Annotated in this window: 12 protein-coding genes and 2 tRNA genes; 6 read left to right on the forward strand and 8 right to left on the reverse strand. The window is 55.2% G+C overall.

Going from position 1 to position 19,426, the window contains the following annotated elements; all coding sequences use genetic code 11:
• Window positions 1–6 precede the first annotated feature (6 nt).
• Together cysK and ACODS3_RS10660 are read left to right on the forward strand one after the other, a co-directional pair.
• Window positions 7–981: a cysteine synthase A gene (gene cysK, locus ACODS3_RS10655; protein ID WP_489034170.1), complete on the forward strand. Its 975-nt coding sequence runs from the start codon at window positions 7–9 to the stop codon at window positions 979–981.
• Between the two features lie 117 nt (window positions 982–1,098).
• Entirely contained in the window at window positions 1,099–2,037 is a 939-nt protein-coding gene (locus ACODS3_RS10660; RefSeq protein ID WP_201019324.1) for an aspartyl/asparaginyl beta-hydroxylase domain-containing protein, read from the forward strand.
• A 76-nt stretch (window positions 2,038–2,113) separates the two neighbouring features.
• Here the strand turns inward: ACODS3_RS10660 and ACODS3_RS10665 are convergent, their stop codons facing one another.
• Window positions 2,114–3,739, reverse strand: a complete 1,626-nt coding sequence (locus tag ACODS3_RS10665; protein WP_489034172.1) for a methyl-accepting chemotaxis protein — start codon at window positions 3,737–3,739, stop codon at window positions 2,114–2,116.
• 292 nt (window positions 3,740–4,031) lie between these two features.
• Here ACODS3_RS10665 and aceK point away from each other — a divergent pair, with 292 nt between their 5' ends.
• Window positions 4,032–5,756: a bifunctional isocitrate dehydrogenase kinase/phosphatase gene (gene aceK, locus ACODS3_RS10670; RefSeq protein WP_489034174.1), complete on the forward strand. Its 1,725-nt coding sequence runs from the start codon at window positions 4,032–4,034 to the stop codon at window positions 5,754–5,756.
• 166 nt (window positions 5,757–5,922) lie between these two features.
• On the opposite strand, the gene ACODS3_RS10675 is transcribed toward aceK, so the two are convergent.
• Window positions 5,923–9,396, reverse strand: coding sequence for a hybrid sensor histidine kinase/response regulator (locus ACODS3_RS10675; RefSeq protein ID WP_489034175.1), 3,474 nt, complete (start codon window positions 9,394–9,396; stop codon window positions 5,923–5,925).
• Window positions 9,397–9,613: 217 nt separating this feature from the next.
• Between ACODS3_RS10675 and ACODS3_RS10680 the strand changes: the two genes are divergently transcribed.
• Complete coding sequence (locus ACODS3_RS10680; RefSeq protein ID WP_201019320.1) at window positions 9,614–11,488, forward strand: MFS transporter; 1,875 nt, start codon at window positions 9,614–9,616, stop codon at window positions 11,486–11,488.
• A 43-nt stretch (window positions 11,489–11,531) separates the two neighbouring features.
• Here ACODS3_RS10680 and ACODS3_RS10685 read toward each other — a convergent pair whose 3' ends face one another.
• The 3 genes from ACODS3_RS10685 to rdgC all read right to left on the reverse strand — a co-directional run bounded on the left by ACODS3_RS10685 (window position 11,532) and on the right by rdgC (window position 15,868).
• A complete protein-coding gene (locus tag ACODS3_RS10685; protein ID WP_201019319.1) occupies window positions 11,532–13,493 on the reverse strand; it encodes a methyl-accepting chemotaxis protein in 1,962 nt (653 codons plus the stop codon).
• Window positions 13,494–13,897: 404 nt separating this feature from the next.
• Window positions 13,898–14,863 carry a bile acid:sodium symporter family protein gene (locus ACODS3_RS10690; RefSeq protein WP_122320655.1) on the reverse strand — a complete coding sequence of 322 codons (966 nt, stop codon included), beginning with the start codon at window positions 14,861–14,863 and terminating at the stop codon, window positions 13,898–13,900.
• Between the two features lie 84 nt (window positions 14,864–14,947).
• Window positions 14,948–15,868, reverse strand: a complete 921-nt coding sequence (gene rdgC / locus ACODS3_RS10695) for a recombination-associated protein RdgC (RefSeq protein ID WP_489034178.1) — start codon at window positions 15,866–15,868, stop codon at window positions 14,948–14,950.
• A gap of 161 nt (window positions 15,869–16,029) precedes the next feature.
• On the opposite strand from rdgC, the gene ACODS3_RS10700 reads away from it, so the two are divergent.
• Window positions 16,030–16,105 (forward strand) — tRNA-Val (locus tag ACODS3_RS10700).
• A 21-nt stretch (window positions 16,106–16,126) separates the two neighbouring features.
• Window positions 16,127–16,203 (forward strand) — tRNA-Asp (locus ACODS3_RS10705).
• A gap of 239 nt (window positions 16,204–16,442) precedes the next feature.
• On the opposite strand, the gene ACODS3_RS10710 is transcribed toward ACODS3_RS10705, so the two are convergent.
• The 3 genes from ACODS3_RS10710 to ACODS3_RS10720 all read right to left on the reverse strand — a co-directional run bounded on the left by ACODS3_RS10710 (window position 16,443) and on the right by ACODS3_RS10720 (window position 19,425).
• Window positions 16,443–17,576: an acetyltransferase domain-containing protein gene (locus ACODS3_RS10710; protein ID WP_489034180.1), complete on the reverse strand. Its 1,134-nt coding sequence runs from the start codon at window positions 17,574–17,576 to the stop codon at window positions 16,443–16,445.
• A 344-nt stretch (window positions 17,577–17,920) separates the two neighbouring features.
• The gene (locus ACODS3_RS10715; protein ID WP_489034182.1) at window positions 17,921–18,601 is read right to left on the reverse strand and encodes an SDR family oxidoreductase; all 681 of its coding nucleotides are present in this window, start codon (window positions 18,599–18,601) and stop codon (window positions 17,921–17,923) included.
• A 20-nt stretch (window positions 18,602–18,621) separates the two neighbouring features.
• Window positions 18,622–19,425, reverse strand: coding sequence for an ABC transporter permease (locus ACODS3_RS10720; protein ID WP_489034184.1), 804 nt, complete (start codon window positions 19,423–19,425; stop codon window positions 18,622–18,624).
• Window position 19,426 lies beyond the last annotated feature (1 nt).

Consider the following 19,426-nt stretch of genomic DNA (forward strand, 5'->3'; position numbering starts at 1 on the left):
ACGATCATGAGCCGTATTTATGCTGATAACGCCCATTCAATCGGTAATACGCCCCTGGTGCAGATCAACCGTATCGCGCCGCGGGGTGTAACGATTCTGGCCAAGATCGAAGGGCGCAATCCGGGCTATTCGGTGAAGTGTCGGATTGGCGCCAACATGATCTGGGACGCTGAAAGCAGCGGTAAGCTCAAGCCCGGCATGACCATCATTGAGCCCACATCGGGCAATACCGGGATCGGCCTGGCGTTCGTTGCCGCTGCCCGTGGCTACAAACTGACGCTGACCATGCCGGCATCCATGAGTATCGAGCGCCGCAAGGTGCTCAAGGCGCTGGGAGCAGAACTGGTGCTGACCGAGCCGGCCAAGGGCATGAAAGGGGCTATCGCCAAGGCCGAAGAGCTTCTGGCCAGCGATTCCGAGAAATACTTCATGCCGGCGCAGTTCGATAACCCGGCCAACCCGGCAATCCATGAAAAGACCACCGGTCCTGAAATCTGGGAAGACACCGAAGGCGCCATTGATGTGCTGGTGGCAGGCGTGGGGACGGGCGGTACGATCACCGGTATTTCCCGTTACATCAAGAACACTCAGGGCAAGCCTATCCAGTCTGTCGCGGTCGAGCCGGATGTATCGCCGATCATCACCCAGGCGCTGGCTGGCGAAGAGATCAAGCCCAGCCCGCACAAGATTCAGGGTATTGGCGCCGGTTTCATTCCCGGCAACCTGGACCTGTCGCTCATTGATCGGGTCGAGCGGGTCAGCGATGAGGAAGCCAAGGCCATGGCGCGGCGGCTGATGCAGGAAGAGGGCATTCTGTGCGGCATTTCCTGCGGTGCGGCCATGGCAGCTGCGGTGCGTCTGGCGGAAAAGCCCGAGATGCAGGGCAAGACGATCGTCGTGATTCTGCCAGACTCCGGCGAGCGTTATCTGTCGAGCATGCTGTTCAGTGATCTGTTCACCGAGCAGGAATTGCAACAGTAAACGTATCTTTGCCTTGTCGACTTTGTACTGAGTCGACAAGTGTTTATGATGCCCGGCTACTGAGCGCCCCCTGACATGACGGCAGTTCAGCTACCTGTCCGTTACTAGGAGAGTTTCATGACCCTTTCATTTGCTGCCAAGGCATCGATCCTGATGCTGTTTCTGTGCAGCACGCTGTATGTGCATTTACGTGGCAAGGCGCGATTGCCTCTGTTGCGTCAGTTCGTGAACCATTCGGCGCTTTTTGCTCCTTATAACACCTTGATGTACCTGTTTTCCCGCGTGCCGTCCAAGCCGTATCTGGACCGCAGCAAGTTTCCTGAGCTCGATATCCTCAAGGACAACTGGGAGACCATTCGCGATGAAGCCATGCATCTGTTCGATGAGGGCTATATCCGGGCGGCCGAGAAGAACAACGACGCCGGTTTCGGTTCGTTCTTCAAGAAAGGCTGGAAGCGTTTCTATTTGAAGTGGTACGACAAGGCGCTGCCGTCTGCCGAAACCCTTTGTCCGAAAACCGTGGCCCTGGTCAACAGCATTCCGAATGTCAAAGGCGCAATGTTTGCGCTGCTGCCGGGCGACAGTCATCTCAATCCGCACCGTGATCCGTTTGCCGGCTCATTGCGTTATCACCTGGGCCTGTCCACGCCCAACTCCGATGCCTGCCGGATTTTCGTCGATGGTCAGGAGTATTCCTGGCGTGACGGTGAAGACGTGATGTTCGATGAAACCTACGTACACTGGGTCAAGAACGAAACACAGACCACGCGCGTGATCCTGTTCTGTGACGTGGAACGCCCGCTGACCAATGGCTTCATGACCCGTATCAACCGCAGTGTCAGCGCCTTCCTTGGCCGCGCCACCGCGCCGCAGAATCTTGATGACGAGCGCGTAGGCGGCATCAACCGGGCTTATGCCTTCAGCAAGCGTTTCAGCGACAGCTTCAGCGGCAAGGTCAAACAGTTCAAACGCCAGAACCCCAAGGCCTACCGCGTCATGCGCCCGGTGCTGGCGGTGGTGGTGGCAGTCTTGCTATGGAAATGGCTGTTCGGATAAGCCGAATGCCTTATCGGTAGGAGAATTCATTCGCGAGACGGGTCGCGAATGAATTCGCTCCTACCGGGGTTGCTTGTTACAACGCGAAGCGCGCTACCAGTCCATTCAGGCCAATGGCCAGGCGTGACAGTTCATGGCTGGCTGCCGAGGTCTGGGTCGCTCCTGCGGCGGTTTGTGTAGACAGGTCACGAATGCTCACCAGGCTGCGATCCACTTCCCGCGCTACCAGCGACTGCTGTTCAGCCGCGCTGGCGATCACCAGATTGCGCTGGTTGATTTCAGAAATGGCCGCCGTGATCTTCTCAAGGGCCTGACCTGCGCTGCTGGCACGCTTGAGGGTTTGTCCGGCCTGTTGTGCGCTGTTCTGCATGGCTCCGACTGTCTGATGGGTGCCGTTCTGAATGCTGCTGATCATCTGCTCGATTTCCTGCGTCGAGTCCTGAGTGCGTTTGGCCAGCGAGCGCACCTCATCGGCGACTACTGCAAACCCCCGACCGGCTTCACCGGCTCGTGCGGCTTCGATGGCGGCGTTGAGTGCCAGCAGGTTGGTCTGGTCGGCGATGCCCCTGATGACTTCCAGTACCTTGGTGATGTCCTGCGCTTGTGTCGCCAGTTCCTGTGCCTGTTCCGATGCGCCCAGCACTTCGGTGACCAGCCCTTCGATGGACTCGATGGTTTCGGCAACCTGACGATGACCATGCTGGCTGTCGGCATCCGAGGCCTTGGACGCTTGTGAGGTCGATACGGCGTTGCTGGCCACTTCATCCACCGCAGCGCTCATCTGGTTGACCGCAGTGGCCGCCAGTTCGATCTCATCATTCTGTGCCTGCAGGCCGCGTGTGCTCTGCTCCATGACCGAACTCATCTCTTCGGCTGCCGAGGCCAGTTGTGATGATGACTCGCTGATGCTCTGGATGGTCGAGCGCAGGTTGGTCTGCATGGCCGACAATGCCTTCAGCAACTGTGCCGGCTCATCCGAGCCTTCAATCTGGATCGAGGCGCGCAGGTTGCCTTGGGCGATGGTCTGCGCAACAGCCAATGCTTCGCTGATCGGTTTGACGATGCTGCGGGTCAGCAGCCATGCCAGCAACACGGTCCCCAGCAAGGCGACGGAAATGATCAGGGACACGATGGTTTTCGTGGAGTCATACAGCTCGGCTGCCTCGTTGGCAGCATTGTCGGCGCCTTTTTGGCTGAAACCGATCATGGCTTCCAGGCTGGCATCGAGTAGGCGGCCCTGAGGTGTGAGTTCGTCGGTAAGGATCGCCCTGGCGTCATCGAAATGCTGACTGTCTATTTGCGCGATGATCTTGTCCACCAGTGTCAGGTAGCGTGTCGCGCTGCTTTCAAGGTCGCCCAGCAACGTGGTTTCCTGGCTGTTGGTGGTTTTGGCTTTTTGCCTTTGCAGGCGGGTGAACAGTTCGCCTCTGGCGTCGTTGATGACTTTCTTGCTGCGTAACTGGCTGTCAGGTGCCGGCATGGCGATCAGCCGAAGGGACTCCATACGAATGGACGCGATAGCAGCGCCCGCATCGTGCATGTTCTCGATATCCGGCATCCAGGACTGTTCTATGATTTCTGCACTTGAGCGCAGTTCTGCCATTTTGCCCAGGCAGAAGATTCCTACAAATGCGAGTAAGACAGCCACTAATCCAAAGCCGAGACAGGCTCTGATCCCAATACGCATGTTTCTGATAAACATTGACCGCTCCTTGTGTCGTAAAAACTCCCTGATTGTTTTTTTTGAGTGGGAGAAGGTATGAGTAATATCTTCGAGCCATCATGTTATCGGGATGCGAGGATCGCAGGTTTATAAATGATGGCGGATTTATGGCTATGTCCCCGTTAAGTGGTGCCAGAGCCTGTATGGGTTCCGGGCTGCACTCGACATGGTCTTGTGTAACACAGCCATGGTTTTTGCCATTGACGCAAGGCAGGGTCAGGCTTTTGAGTGACTGGGCTAGGCTTTGAGTGTCTCGACATGAGGCTCGTCCATGTCCGCTATCGCTATTGCCCGTCTGATCCTCGACGGCTTCGATGATTACCGTGAGCACTTCCGGCAGATAACCGCCGGTGCCCGGGAGCGTTTCGAGCGTGCGCAATGGCAGTTGATCCAGAGCGCTTCGGCAGGGCGGATCAATCTCTATGAGCAGAAAGTCAACGAAGTGATCGGGCACCTGGAGGCTGTCGCAATCGCCAGTGCCCAGCCTCTGGACGTCAGGGCATGGCCTGACGTCAAAAGCGTCTATATCGAGCTGATCGATTCGCGACTGGACGATGAGCTGTCTGAAACCTGGTTCAACTCGGTTTTCTTCGGCCTGTTCAGTCATGACCTGATCAGTGACGAGCGCATGTTCATCCATAGCACACGGCCTGCGGCACAGGCTCATGAGCATATGGCGCAGATTCGCAGCTACCGGCCGCTGGGTGATATCGCGGCCATGTTCGAGAGCATATTTGCCGATTACCGCTTTGAGGTGCCTTATGCGGATCTTGGCGCAGATCTACAGCGAATACAGGCCCGACTGCGGGAAAACCTGCCCGATTGGGTGTGCAAGGATCCAACGCTGTGTATCGAACTGTTTTCATCGGTCTTCTATCGCAACAAGGGTGCCTATCTGGTGGGGCGCGTCTACACCCGCGAGGAACAATGGCCGCTGGTCATTGCGTTGGTACACCGCGAAGGCCTCGGGGTCCTGATCGATACACTGATCACCGATGAGGCTGAGGTGTCGATCATCTTTTCCTTCACCCGTTCGTATTTCATGGTCGACGTACCGGTGCCGGCAGCGTTCGTAGGGTTTCTCAAAGGTATTCTGCCCGGCAAGCACATTGCCGAGCTGTACACCTCCATCGGTTTCTACAAGCAAGGCAAGTCCGAGTTCTATCGCGCACTGATTCATCATCTGGCCAGTAGCGACGACCGTTTCATCATGGCCCCCGGAGTACGGGGCATGGTCATGAGCGTGTTCACGCTGCCGGGTTTCAATACGGTGTTCAAGATCATCAAGGACCGGTTTTCGCCCTCCAAGAATGTTGATCGCATGACCGTAATCGACAAGTACCGATTGGTGAAAAGCGTCGACCGGGTAGGGCGCATGGCGGATACCCAGGAGTTTGCCGATTTTCGCTTTCCCTTGAGCAAGTTCGAGCCCGAGTGCCTGGCCGAGCTGTTGCAGGTGGCACCTTCCACCGTTGAGGTGGAGGATGGGGACAGAGTGTTGATTCGCCACTGCTGGACCGAGCGGCGCATGATTCCATTGAACCTCTATCTGGAAAAGGCCAGCCCCGAACAGATGCGCGAGGTGCTGGATGATTACGGGCTGGCGATCAAGCAACTGGCGGCAGCGAACATTTTTCCCGGCGATATGTTGCTCAAGAACTTTGGCGTAACCCGCCATGGCCGTGTGGTGTTCTATGACTACGACGAAATCTGCTTTCTCACAGAAGCCAACTTTCGCCGCATTCCGACGCCGCGTACGCCCGAGGATGAAATGGCCTGCGAGCCCTGGTATTCCATTGGCCCGATGGATGTATTCCCCGAGGAGTTTCCGCCTTTTCTGTTTGCCGACCTGCAACAGCGCCGCCTGTTCGACAGCCTGCATGGCGAGCTGTACGACGCCGAGTATTGGAAAGGGCTGCAAGCGGAGATTCGGGCCGGCAAGGTGATCGATGTGTTCCCGTATCGGCGGTGCAGGAGCCAATTCATTCGCGAATGAATTCGCTTACAGCCTAATGCCTATCAGTTAGGGCACAAGAGGCAGCCTTGCTGGCGAAGAGGCCTGGAAGCCGGCAGATATTCTGCGTCTGTACGCTCAAGTCGCCAGCAAGCTGCCTCCCACAAAGTTATTCATGACCTTGACTGATCGCATTACTCCCGAGTATTCAATTCAGTTGCACATGCCGACTCAACAAGGCCCGCAGCGCCGCAGGCTTGACCGGTTTGGGCAGGTAATCCAGCCCGGCCGCATGCACTTGGGCAATCAGCTCCGGGCGACCATCGGCGCTGATCAGCACTCCCGGCACGGGTTGTCCCAGTCGGGTACGCAGCCAGGCCATCAATTCCGTACCGATTTCACCTTCGTCCAGGTGATAGTCCACCAGCGCCAGTTCCGGGCGAATGCCGTCGTTGAGCAGGGTCTCACACTCCTGACGATTGCGGGCGGTCCACACCTGGCAGCCCCAGCGTGACAGCAGGCTGTTCATGCCGATCAGAATGCTGTCTTCATTGTCGACACACAGGACCTGAATGCCGTTCATCACCAAACGGTTGGGTTCGGTTGGTGTGTGGGGGGCCGACGCCAGTGGTTGAGCCAGAGGAACGGTGACACTGAACATGCTGCCTTTGCCCGGCCATGATTTGACCTGCAACGGGTGATCGAGCACTCGACACAGGCCGTCGGCAATCGCCAGACCAAGCCCCAGGCCTTTTGCAGCGTGGGTCTGATGGCTGTCCAGGCGTTTGAATTCCTCGAAAATCACTTTCTGCTTGTCTTCGGGAATGCCAGGGCCGCGGTCCCAGACTTCCAGGCTCAGGTTGCCGCCATGACGTCTGACACCCAGCAATATCGGGCCTTTGGCATAGCGGAAGGCATTGGTCAGGAAGTTCTGCAGGACGCGGCGCAGCAGTTTTATGTCGCTGTCGACCCGCAGTTTGCTGCCCTTGACCCGAAACTTCAGACCCTGCTCCTGAGCCAGCGCCTTGAACTCTGCGCCCAGTGTGTCGAACAGCGCATTCAGGGCGAAAGGTTGCCGATCAGGCGTGATCTTGCCGTTTTCCAGACGCGATATATCCAGCAAGTCGCTGATCAGGTCTTCGGCAGAGCGCAACGAACTGTCCAGGTGCTGGATCAATTGCTGCGCGTCACTGGAGATGCCTTCTTCCTGATGAGACAACGCAGCGGAAAACAGCCGGGCGGCATTCAGCGGTTGCATCAGGTCGTGGCTGACGGCGGCGAGAAAGCGAGTCTTGGATTCGTTGGCGGACTCGGCTATTCCTTTGGCTTCGGTCAGTGCCAGGTTCAGTTGCGACAGCTCGTGGGTTCGCTCTGCGACTCGTTGTTCAAGGCTTTCATTGGCGCCCTTGAGGGCATGCTCGGCGTCGCGGAATGCAGAAATATCGGTGAAGCTCATCACGAACCCGCCGCCGGGCATCGGGTTGCCGATCAGCTCGATAACCCGGCCATTGGGGAACAGCCGCTCTGATGTGTGTGCCCGGCCCTGACGCATCCAGTGCAGTCGACGTGCAACGTGGACCTCGGCTTCGCCCGGCCCGCACAGGCCACGTTCGGCGTTGTAGCGGATGATGTCGGCAATGGGGCGTCCGACGCTGATCAAACCGTCCGGATAATTGAACAGCTCCAGGTAGCGATGATTCCAGGCCACCAGCCTCAGGGACTGATCGACGACACTGATGCCCTGGGTGATGTTCTCGATGGCGCCTTGCAGCAGAGCGCGGTTGAATTGCAGCACTTCCGACGCTTCGTCGGCGATGCGCACCACGTCTTCAAGCTGCATGTCCCGGCCTTCGATGGCCGCCTTGACCACGGCTCTTGCCGATGAAGTGCCCAGCACCCCGGCCAGCAGCCGTTCGGTATGGGCGATCCATTCGCCGTTGGCGTTCTGGTTCGGGTTGAAGCTCTTGCCCTGACGATAGGAGAAACGGATGAAACTCTGCCGGGCTCGTTCTTCGCCGACAAAGCGTGATGACAGGCTCAGCAGGTCTTCGACCTGAACAGCCAGCAACGGGCGGCTGCCAGGGCGCACATGGGTTTCCTGACCGATGAAGCGACCGGCCTGCCAGTGCTCCGAAACACGGGTGCGCGACAGCATCGATACCCAGACGAACAACGTGCAGTTACCGAGCATTGACAGCACGACGCTCTGGGTCATGGGCGTGATTGGCAAATCCAGGGGGTTGCTGTGCAGCCAGCTCAGCAAGGGGAAGTTATCCAGCGACCAGTCCATGCCATGTGCCACCACCGGCAGCACCAGGGTGTAGAACCAGATAAAGATACCCGCCGCGAGACCGGCGAATACGCCTCGGCGGTTGGCCTGTTTCCAGTACAACGCACCAAACATGGCAGGAGCCAGTTGCGTGATGGCGGCAAAGGCAATCTGGCCGATGGTTGCCAGACTCGCCGTGGAGCCCAGCATGCGATAGCTGACATAGGCCAGCAGCAGGATCATCACAATGCTGATGCGGCGTACCGACAGCATCCAGTAGCGGAACGCCTCGAAAGGCCGCTCGGTATTCTTGCGCCGCAACAGCCAGGGCAGCAGCATGTCGTTGGAAATCATGGTCGACAGCGCGACACTGGCCACGATCACCATGCCCGTGGCCGCCGAAGCACCACCGATAAACGCCAGCAACGCCAGTGACGGATGCGCATGGGCCAGCGGCAGGCTGATGACGAACGAGTCGGGCAGCATGGAACCTGGCAACAGCATTTGCCCGGCCAGAGCGATGGGCACCACGAACAGAGCGGCCAGGGCCAGATAAGCGGGGAACACCCATTTGGCCAGGTGCAGGTCCTGGGGTTCGATGTTCTCGACCACCGTGACGTGGAACTGCCTGGGCAGACAGACAATCGCCATCATCGCCACGCCGGTCTGCACAATCATCGCTGGCCAGTTGATGGTTTCTTTCCAGTATTCCTCAAGGCGCGGGGCGAGCTTTGCCTGATTGAACAGGTCATCGAAGCCATCGTACAGGCCAAAGGTGACGAACACCCCGACCGCCATGAACGCCAGCAGCTTGACCAGCGCTTCAAAGGCAATCGCCAGCACCATGCCGCGATGGTGTTCGGTAACATCGAGATTGCGGGCACCGAACACGATGGTGAACAGCGCCAGAACCACCGATACCACCAGTGCGGTGTCCTGGGCACGAGTGCCGGTTGAGTCGGGGCCGGCTCCGATCAGGATATTGACCCCCAACACGATGCCTTTGAGCTGCAGGGCGATGTACGGCAGCATCCCGATCAGGCAGATCAGCGTCACCATGATCGCCAGCGGTTGCGACTTGCCGTAGCGCGCGGCAATGAAGTCGGCAATCGAAGTGATGTTTTCCTGCTTGCTGATCAGCACCATCTTCTGCAGCACCCAGGGTGCCAGCAGCATCAAGACGATAGGCCCCAGATAGATCGGCAAAAACGACCACAATTGCTCGGCCGCCTGGCCTACGGCCCCGAAGAAGGTCCAGCTTGTGCAATAAACAGCCAGCGAAAGGCTGTAGACCCAGGCGCGCATGGTCGGACGCAGCGAGGCGCTGTACCGGTCGCCGTAGAAGGCGATGGCAAACATAATGGCCATGTAGGTCAGGGCAACGGCAGCAATCAGCCCGCTGGACAGCGACATATGAATTTCCAGAGTGTATCGATCTCGAACCGGCAGTCTCGCACGATGCCTGGCATTCGTCTTTCTCGACCAAGGTCGAGCGTGGTGTTATGTCGCAGGAGACGTATTTCCAGGTTGCAGGAGCGGGCCTATCGACATCCGGCAACGTTACGTCTTCAATGTGCTCCGGATTGGATTCAGAACTTCCAATTAGCCAAGCCATTCAGGACCACGGACGATGAGCCAACAGTCACAATTCAGCCTGCTCGGAAAACGGCGCTTTCTGCCGTTTTTCATCACCCAGTCCCTTGGGGCGTTCAATGACAATATCTTCAAGCAGTCACTGATTCTCGCCATCCTTTACAAGCTGAGCATCGACGGCGACCGTTCGATCTACGTCAACTTGTGCGCCTTGTTGTTCATCCTGCCGTTCTTTCTGTTTTCGGCCTTGGCCGGGCAGTTTGGCGAGAAGTACCCCAAGGATGCGCTGATCCGGCTTATCAAGCTTGCGGAGATCGGCATCATGGTGGTCGGTGCTGCCGGGTTTCTGTTTGATCATCTGTGGATGATGTTGCTGGCGCTGTTTGCCATGGGCACTCATTCGGCACTGTTCGGGCCGGTCAAGTATTCGATCCTGCCGCAGCACCTGCGTGAGAACGAGTTGGTCGGCGGGAACGGGCTGGTGGAAATGGGCACCTTCCTGGCGATCCTTGCGGGCACCATCGGCGCCGGGATCATGATGTCCTCCAGTCATTACGCCTTCGTGGTATCTGCCGCCATTGTGCTGGTGGCATGCCTGGGTTTCGTGGCCAGTTACGGCATTCCGAAAGCGCCAGCGGCTTCCCCGGAAATGAAGCTGAACTGGAATATCTTCACCCAGTCCTGGGCTACCTTGCGCATGGGGCTTGGGCAAACACCTGCGGTGTCGCGCTCGATTGTCGGCAACTCCTGGTTCTGGTTCGTGGGGGCTATTTACCTGACACAGATCCCGGCCTACGCCAAGGAGTGGATGTACGGCGACGAAACCGTTGTCACACTGATCCTGACGGTGTTCTCCATCGGTATTGCTCTGGGCTCGTTGCTTTGTGAGCGGATGTCCGGCCACAAGGTCGAGATTGGTCTGGTGCCGTTCGGCTCCATGGGGCTGACGGTGTTTGGCCTGTTGCTGTGGTGGCATTCGGGCGGATTCCCGCAGAACGTGCAGGCCAACGACTGGCTGGCCGTGCTTTCCTATGGGCAGGCCTGGTGGGTATTGCTGGATATTCTCGGGATCGGGGTTTTCGGTGGCTTTTACATCGTGCCGCTGTACGCGCTGATCCAGTCCCGAACCCCGGAGAAGGAGCGCTCGCGGGTCATTGCTTCCAACAACATTCTCAATGCGCTGTTCATGGTGGTGTCGGCCATCGTTTCCATCCTGATGCTCAGCTTCGCCAAACTGTCGATCCCGCAGTTGTTCCTGGTGATCTCGCTGATGAACATCGCGGTCAACGCCTACATCTTCAAGATCGTCCCCGAGTTCACCATGCGTTTCATGATCTGGCTGCTCAGCCATTCCATGTACCGCGTCGAGCATCGCAACCTGGACCTGATCCCTGAAGAAGGCCCGGCCTTGCTGGTCTGCAACCATGTGTCCTTTGTTGATGCGTTGCTGATCGGTGGCGCCGTGCGGCGGCCGATCCGTTTTGTCATGTATTACAAGATCTATCGCCTGCCGGTGCTCAACTTCATTTTCCGCACGGCCGGTACCATCCCGATTGCGGGGCGCAACGAAGACCTGGAAATCTACGAGCAGGCGTTCAAACGGATTGCCCAATACCTTGCGGACGGTGAACTGGTCTGCATCTTCCCGGAAGGCAAACTGACCCGCGATGGCGAAATCAGTGGCTTCAAGGGCGGCATGACCCGTGTGATCGAGGAGACGCCGGTGCCGGTGATCCCGCTGGCGTTGCAAGGTTTGTGGGGCAGCTTCTTCAGCTATGCGCCGGACAAGAAGCTGTTTCGTCGCCTGTGGTCGAGAGTGGTGCTGGTTGCAGGCGCTGCGATTGCGGCCGATGCAGCTAAACCTGCCGATGTGCGAGAGCAGGTGAAAGCGTTGAGAGGGGCTGGGCGCTAGAGGATATGCAAGGGGCGGTCGATACGCCCCTTGCATGCGAGTGTCAGGCAACCTTGAAGCGGCTGACCAGACGCTGCTGGTGTTCGGCCAGTCGCGCCAGTTCCTGGCTGGTAATGGCTGTCTGTTCAGCACCGGCACTGACCTGAATGACCAGATCGTTGATCTCGTTGACGTTGCGGTTGATATCCTCGGACACCGCACTCTGTTCTTCCGCCGCCGAGGCGATCTGAATGTTGCGGTCGCTGATGCTGGTCACCCCTTCGGCGATTTCCGTCAGCAGTTCGCCAGCGCGCTCGACCTTGAGAGCTCCGGACTGCGCCTTGCCCAGGGTTTCCTGCATCGAGGTGGTCGCCCGGTCAGAACCTGTCTGCAGATTGGTAATCATCTGCTGAATGCTGCCGGTGGATTCCTGAGTCTTCTGCGCCAGGGTGCGCACCTCTGAGGCCACTACTGCAAAGCCACGGCCATGGTCGCCGGCGCGCGCGGCTTCGATGGCGGCGTTCAAGGCCAGCAGGTTGGTCTGCTCGGCAATCCCGCGAATGACATCAAGCACTGAAGAAATCGCGTCACTCTCGTGTTTCAGGTCGCCAATAATGGAAGCTGTCTGCTCGGCCTGCCCCGACAACTGGCGAATCAGTTCGATGGTGCTCTCGATTTCACCACGGCCTTGCGTTGTGCTGGTGTTGACCTGTTGGGACATTTGCGCTGCATCGCTGGTGCTGAGCGCCACTTCCCTGACGGTTGTGCTCATCTCGTTGATCGCCGTGGCTACCAGCTCAGTGCTCTGGCGTTGCTGCTCGATGCTGCGGCTGGTTTCTGAGGTGACGGTGGAGCACTCCTCGGCTGCGGTCGCTACCTGTGCGGTAGCATTGCCGATTTCCTGAACGATATCTCGGATCTCTTGCGCCATCCGGTTGAGGTTACGTGAGATCTGGCCGAACTCGTCCTTGCTCTCGTAGGTCGCTCTTGCAGTGAGATCACGCCCGGCAAGGTCGTCCAGCACCTTGTTCACATCACTGACCGCCAGGTTGATATTGCGAATGATCAGATACGACAGTGCCGATACCGCAAGCAGCGCGGCGATGGCAGCACCGATAGTCAGCCACAGGGCGCGGTTGGCGACATTGCGTTCATGCATGGCGAGCTTGCTGACACTCTGGCCCAGGTCCTCTTCAATATCGCTCATCATGTCGATACGGCGCGTAGAGGTTTCAAACCAGGCTTGCGGCTTGATGCCCAGTGCTTGCCCCATCGGCACATCAAATGCCAGACGCTGCAACTTGCCGACTTCCAATGCTGCGGGGGCCTGCATTTTCTCATTGAACTCCTTCAAGGAGTCTGTCGGCGCCTTGCGGCTGAATGACTCGGAATAAGCGATGAACTCTCCGAGATTACGGCTGAAGCTCGACAATAGTTTTTCGTCGAAACGATCCTGATTGAACACCAGGCCAAGTACGACACGTTCGCGGCCGGCTCGCTCTTTCATTTCGATGAATTGATTCAGCGCACTGAGGGCGTGAACAATAGTCGCATTATTGACGCTGGCCTCCAGAGAGTGGGTATAACCAATAAGTGTTTGAATGACCTGGGTATAACGTGCTCCCGACTCGGTGCTGTTGATCGCTTGCTTGTCGACGTTAGTGCGAGTTTGTATCACGCTGTCGAGTGCGCGAAGTACAGGGTCGAGTTCGGAGGCTCCGGATGTAGATAACTCGCGTACGGCCTCTATAGTGAGATTCGAATCCTTGCGCAATTCGATAAGCCGGTCGCCCATGGTCGTGCCGCGACTGCCCAGGAACACGCCGCTGGCGCCACGCTCGCGTTGCAGCGTCGTGATAAGACGGCTCAGTTTCTGGGCTGTAGCACTGGCCGTTACTGTCTTGTTCATGTCGTTCAATGTTTTGTAATTGTTTGAAACAAATACGCCGGCCAATATCAGGAAACCCAATAAGGGAAGCAACAAAATCAATAAGAGTTTTATCCTTAGCGGTGCATTTTTGAGCATTTTCGTGAAGCTCCCTTGATGTGTGAAATCTTGGCGCGCGACAGAGTGGGGTTGTTATAGTTCGCGTTACATGTGTCGGCGCATGTTACTGGGGATTTAGGCGGGAGGTCGTTTTTTATATTTTTATTTTGCGCTGGATAGTTTGTCCGACAAAAACTAACCAGGCTGCCTTGATCCGGGTCAAGGAAACGGTCTGTTTTATAAGGGGGTTAGACTTTGTACGAAATGTATCTGCGCTCGGTGATGCTGCGTTAAAAACAGGCTCGGAATGCTCATTTACACCAGTAAACTCCGCTTCCTCGCCTGTTTTTGCCTTGCCTCACCTTCGCTCGAAAACATTTCGTACAGAGCCTAGTTGCCCGGACGGTTATGGAAACAGTCCGGGCATTGATGAACGCCTGGCCTTAATGAGCGACAGGTTTGTCAGCGGGCTGTTGAGTGTTTTCTTCCGGCATCTTGCGGAAGTAAGTGGAGAGCAGGGCACCCGAAATATTGTGCCAGACGCTGAACAGCGCGCTGGGTACTGCCGCCAGTGGCGAGAAGTGTGCGCTGGCCAGCGCAGCACCCAGCCCGGAATTCTGCATGCCGACTTCCAGAGCCAGGGATTTACGCTGCGGCAGCGGCAGCTTGAATACCTTGCCTGTGAAGTAACCCAGCAGGAAACCGAAGGTGTTGTGCAGGATCACCACCGCCATGATCAGCAGGCCGGACTCGGCGATCTTCGCCTGGCTGGCGGCCACCACGGCACAGACGATCAGCACGATGCTGACCACCGAGACCAGCGGCAGTACGTCGACCGCATGGCTGACCCGGGCACCGAGCAGGCGCTGGGCGGCGACGCCGAGGCAGATCGGCAGCATCACCAGTTGCAGGATCGACCAGAACATATCGGTGAAGGATACCGGCAGCCAGGCCGAGGCCAGGAACCAGATCAGGGTGGGCGTCAGCAACGGAGCGAGCAGGGTGGTGACGGCTGCGATGGCCACTGCCAGCGCCAGATCACCCTTGGCCAGCCAGGCCATGACATTGGATGAGGTGCCGCTCGGGCAGCAACCCACCAGAATCACACCCACTGCGATTTCCGGTGGCAGATGAAAAATCTGGCACAACAGCCAGGCGACGCCGGGCATGATGACGAAGTGCGCGACCACACCCAGCGCCACGCGCCACGGGTTACGCACCACCTCAGAGAAGTCTTCAAGCTTGAGTGTCAGGCCCATGCCGAACATGACCAGCCCCAGCAACGGGACAATCCAGCCTTTAAGACCGATGAACACCTGAGGGAACAGGAACGCCAGAATAGCGAACAACAGCACCCAGTACGCAAACGTATTCCCTACAAAACGGCTCAAGGCTACCAATGCCCGCATGTCTTGTTCCTTTTTCCTGTATCCATGAAAAAGAGGCGCCGCCTATATAGGCGGCGTCATCCTGTTGCAGTCCAGCCGGAAGAATCAGATCCCTTGCGGGATTTCCTCTCCGCCCAGTGCCTCGAACAACTCAGGCAGGAACTCGCCGAAGGTCAGCATCATCAGAGTGAAGCTGGCGTCCAGCTGGCCCAGGGCTTCGTCGCCGCCGTCCTGTTCGGCCTGATCCTGCAGCAGATCCTCGAACTTCAGGCGCTTGACCACCAGCTTGTCGTCCAGAACGAACGACAGCTTGTCTTGCCAGGCCATCGAGAGCTGGGTGACGACCTTGCCGGTGTTCAGGTGCAACTGGATTTCATCGCTGGTCAGGTCCTGACGCTTGCAACGCACGATGCCACCATCTTCGTGGGTGTCGCGCAGTTCGCATTCGTCCAGTACAAAGAAGTTGTCGGCGGCTTTCTGGGTCTTGACCCAGTCGGTCATGATTGCGCTTGGCGCGGTCTTGACGGTCAGCGGACGCACCGGCAACGAGCCGATCACTTCACGCAGGGTCGACAGCAGGTCTTCGGCACGCTTCGGGCTGGAAGCGTTGACCAGAATCAGGCCCTGTTTCGGCGCAATGGCGGCGAAAGTGGCCGAGCGACGGATAAAGGCACGAGGCAGGAAGGCCTGGATGATTTCATCCTTTAGCTGGTCACGCTCTTTCTTGTAGACCTTGCGCATCTGTTCGGCTTCGATCTCGTCGACCTTTTCCTTCAATGCATCACGTACCACGCTGCCGGGCAGAATGCGTTCTTCCTTGCGCGCAGCAATCAGCAGGAAGTCCTGGCTGACGTGTACCAATGGCGCGTCCTCGCCCTTGCCGAATGGTGCGACGAAACCGTAAGTGGTCAACTCCTGGCTGGCACAGGCGCGGGCCGGCTTGGTCGCCAATGCAGTTTCCAGCGCCTCGGCGTCAAAAGGCACATCCTGGGTCAGGCGATAGATAAGCAGGTTTTTGAACCACATGAGGTGAATCTCTCCTTCCATACAAAGGAGGGCATTATTCGCTGCTCGGCCGTCCGGGCCAACCCTGCGCTAAGCCTTTGGAAGGATTATAAAAATTATTTAAAAAAGTGCTTGCCAGAGTATGGGGCGCTCCGTAGAATGCGCGCCACACCGAGAGTGAAGGGTGATTAGCTCAGCTGGGAGAGCATCTGCCTTACAAGCAGAGGGTCGGCGGTTCGATCCCGTCATCACCCACCAATCTCTCTCTTAGTGTTACGCGCAGCGGTAGTTCAGTCGGTTAGAATACCGGCCTGTCACGCCGGGGGTCGCGGGTTCGAGTCCCGTCCGCTGCGCCATATTAAGCTTCAAGGCCCTTGAACTCCTTGAAGCAACCAGAAAAGCGACCTTAGGGTCGCTTTTTTGCTTTCTGGTGTTCCTCCGGAATCTAGCAGCAGCCAAGTATTTTTACTGTGTTAGATTGTGATGCAGTTGTTGATGGTATTTTCAGCCCCAAGTCTCCTATTCAAGAAAATCAGGATTAGCAATTAGTCCGCCATTAAAGAGTTCCATCGTGCTGATGAAGTCATGAAAGGGGTCAAAAATATTTAAGCCATGGCCATTCTTTGTGAGTGTTTTTGAATGTGACAAAAGCAACTGCGCAAGGATATATCCCGAATGTAATGATAATAGATATTAACCATATGCCGGCTAGCGACTCAACCCCCAAAAAACCAATATGCCGTCGATCGAAGAAATACACCATAACCTCGAACAATGTTCTCAGAAAATACAAGTGCAGGATGTAAAGAAACAAGGAGGCTTGACCGTATGTGGTTAAAAAACCGATCCAAGCTGAATCCTTCTGTTTTTCCAGCCATGCCAGGCTTGTTAGTGCAAGGCCCAAAGTAAGTAAGGTATACATCAGCGAAGGAGGGTATTTAGTCAGGTTAATAAATCCCATAAAACTCTTGGCTAAAGTTTCTTCGTTTTTCCAGGGATGATCTCCATAACTATTGAGTAGACGAAGACCTATAAAGGCAAGCAGTGCCCCTCCACCAAAACTCAGCAAGATATGTACTCTCCTTTTTTTGTCATAGGAGAATTTGAAAAGTGGACCAACAGCATATCCTAGAATCATTATGCCAATCCAAGGTAAAAGAGGATAATAAATCTTGAGCTGAATGCCGGGTATCGGCGTCAGAGTTGCTCGCTCATGCAAAAACAACCACGCCACACGAAACCAGGATTCGGAAGAAAACTGGTAGGCGTCAAGTATATTATGTGTGCAGCAAATTGTAGCTGCAAAAAAAATTAGCAATATTCTTGGCAAAAAGATAAGGATGGATAATGATATCATGCTTGCGCCTATAGCCCAGATCACCTGTAAAGTTAAAAGATGAGATGAAAAATCAAATTTCCAGACAAAACTTAAAACTGTGAGCTCCAATGCTATCAGGAATATGCCTCTCTTCAGAAGAAATAGTGAGAGGGCTACGATGGAGTTTTGTTTTTCACCAAAAATATAAGCGGATAACCCAGCCAAAAAAACAAAGATAGGTGCGCACAGATGAGTAATGAGTCTTGTAAAAAATAATGAAGGGGGCGTTGTGTCCAGATTCATCGGATCTGAGATAGGCCAGTGATAAAAATTCATTCGTACGTGGTCTAGAAACATGAGGAGAATTGCAAGTCCACGTAGTGTGTCTATTGACTTTGATCTTGTTGACATGGGTGTCTAGCCTGATATTCATGGGGCTATTTCTAAGGGCGCAGTGTGGCTCATTTCAGTTCCGAAGGCATTGATAAGGCCAGGAAAACGTAAGCGCTCAGAAACTTAGCGTTGAAATAAAGTACGGTGCTTTGACGTAGGCTAAATATCAGTAATTTAGTCGTCTGGGTTAGGTGAGTTGTCAAGAAATTATTCTGATCAAAGGTGATGGTCAGATTTTAAATAGTCATTTCAGTCTTGGTCATGAGGCGCATATTCTTTCACGCTGCTGTTCGCTGCTGATACTTTGGGCAGCGCCTTTCTGAGTGTTCCGTGACTTGAACTGAAAATTTTCTGGGCGGTACTCACTTAGCCATATTATTTCCAAGATAATCAATGAAATGGACGCCTCCACGGCCCATGAACAAGAGTGCTTGTTCAATAAGACCTTGAGTGCTCGTTTGGATATCGATATATGCCAAGTCTCCCCCCATATCGGTTTTAACCCATCCTGGATAAAATCCTAAAATCGTAATTTTTGAGTCAGTAAGGTGTGCGGCAAAGTTCATGATCAGATAATTCAACGCTGCCTTGCTTGCTTTATAGGTTGCAGAGCGAGGTGAGTCAGGTTTCTCGATCGTTGCCAAGCGTGAGCTCATGAATGCAATTGTACCAGTGTCGTTGCGCAAGTTTTTAAAAAAGCGTTCGGCTATACGGATGGGCGCAATGGTGTTCGTCATGAATAACGTTCCCACTTCTTCGGTATTGAAGGCTCCAGGATGTTTTTGATTGGGGCCAAATATTCCGGCATTTATGAACAATAGATCCAGTGTAATGTTGTTGAGGTGTTGATATAAAGCCTCGAGTTGTTCGTCATTTTTAATATCAAAAATTTCTATTTTAACGCTTGCCAATGATGTCGGTAGATCGGCCGTCTGCCGGTCTCTTACAGTAGCAATAACCTCCCATTCTCTCTCTAGTAATCGCTGGACCAGTCCCAATCCTATTCCTCGGGAGGCACCTATAATCAATGCAGTTCTTTTCATGTTTATGACTCCTGTTATTTTTAACTGCCGGTGGATGTATATTTAGAAATACCCCGTTGCCAAATCAGGGATGCCAGTGCCAAGAATATAAAACCCGCCAGAGGTGTGAGTGGCAAGAGCCAGTCAGGCGCACCCATAGGGTCGGGTCGTCCGAGAATAGCCAGTACCGGATAGTAAGATATACAGGCTAGTGGTACGACAAAGGTTAAAAAGATACGCAGCCAATTTTCATAAAGACTGATAGGAAACTGGCCCGCATAGACTCCGCCATAAGTGAATGCATTTATTGCTTCAAGACCTTCGACAGTCCAGAATGCCAGTGCAGACTGGAATATAAATAGTGCGATAAAGAACGCTACACCTCCGGCTACAGTCCAAAATACCAAGCCGATGATATGAGGGGTCCAGATAAAGTGAAGCGAGTGGCTGGCCACTATCAAAATAATCGTAGCCTGAAGTAGCCGCCCAAATCGGCTGATACGAAACTCATGGCCGATCAGCTGTAGAATCGCTGAGCGAGGTCTTAACAATAAACGATCAAAATCACCTGTACGTACAAATTGCGTGCCGAAGACCTCAAAACCGCGGCTGATAAATTCGGCAATGGCGAAGCTAATCCCCAAGAGTGAATAAAAAAATGCTACTTCACCAAAGCTCCAGCCCTGTAATGTGCCAAAACGTTCAAATAGTGCCCAGATTGATATGATCTCTATCGAGGTGGAAATCAGTTGCCCAAACGTTAACATAAATGTCGAAGCTGGATATTGCAGTTGGCTGCGGACCGATGTGGTGAAGTATCGATTGAGGAGCCTGCACGTATTCATC

It is taken from the genome of Pseudomonas sp. FG43 (genome assembly GCF_057809175.1).

Bases quoted from the DNA above. Each gene is read 5' to 3' on its own strand.
- cysK (WP_489034170.1), top strand. From the start codon at position 7: ATGAGCCGTATTTATGCTGATAACGCCCATTCAATCGGTAATACGCCC.
- ACODS3_RS10660 (WP_201019324.1), top strand. From the start codon at position 1,099: ATGACCCTTTCATTTGCTGCCAAGGCATCGATCCTGATGCTGTTTCTG.
- ACODS3_RS10665 (WP_489034172.1), bottom strand. From the start codon at position 3,739: ATGTTTATCAGAAACATGCGTATTGGGATCAGAGCCTGTCTCGGCTTT.
- aceK (WP_489034174.1), top strand. From the start codon at position 4,032: ATGTCCGCTATCGCTATTGCCCGTCTGATCCTCGACGGCTTCGATGAT.
- ACODS3_RS10675 (WP_489034175.1), bottom strand. From the start codon at position 9,396: ATGTCGCTGTCCAGCGGGCTGATTGCTGCCGTTGCCCTGACCTACATG.
- ACODS3_RS10680 (WP_201019320.1), top strand. From the start codon at position 9,614: ATGAGCCAACAGTCACAATTCAGCCTGCTCGGAAAACGGCGCTTTCTG.
- ACODS3_RS10685 (WP_201019319.1), bottom strand. From the start codon at position 13,493: ATGCTCAAAAATGCACCGCTAAGGATAAAACTCTTATTGATTTTGTTG.
- ACODS3_RS10690 (WP_122320655.1), bottom strand. From the start codon at position 14,863: ATGCGGGCATTGGTAGCCTTGAGCCGTTTTGTAGGGAATACGTTTGCG.
- rdgC (WP_489034178.1), bottom strand. From the start codon at position 15,868: ATGTGGTTCAAAAACCTGCTTATCTATCGCCTGACCCAGGATGTGCCT.
- ACODS3_RS10710 (WP_489034180.1), bottom strand. From the start codon at position 17,576: ATGTCAACAAGATCAAAGTCAATAGACACACTACGTGGACTTGCAATT.
- ACODS3_RS10715 (WP_489034182.1), bottom strand. From the start codon at position 18,601: ATGAAAAGAACTGCATTGATTATAGGTGCCTCCCGAGGAATAGGATTG.
- ACODS3_RS10720 (WP_489034184.1), bottom strand. From the start codon at position 19,425: ATGAATACGTGCAGGCTCCTCAATCGATACTTCACCACATCGGTCCGC.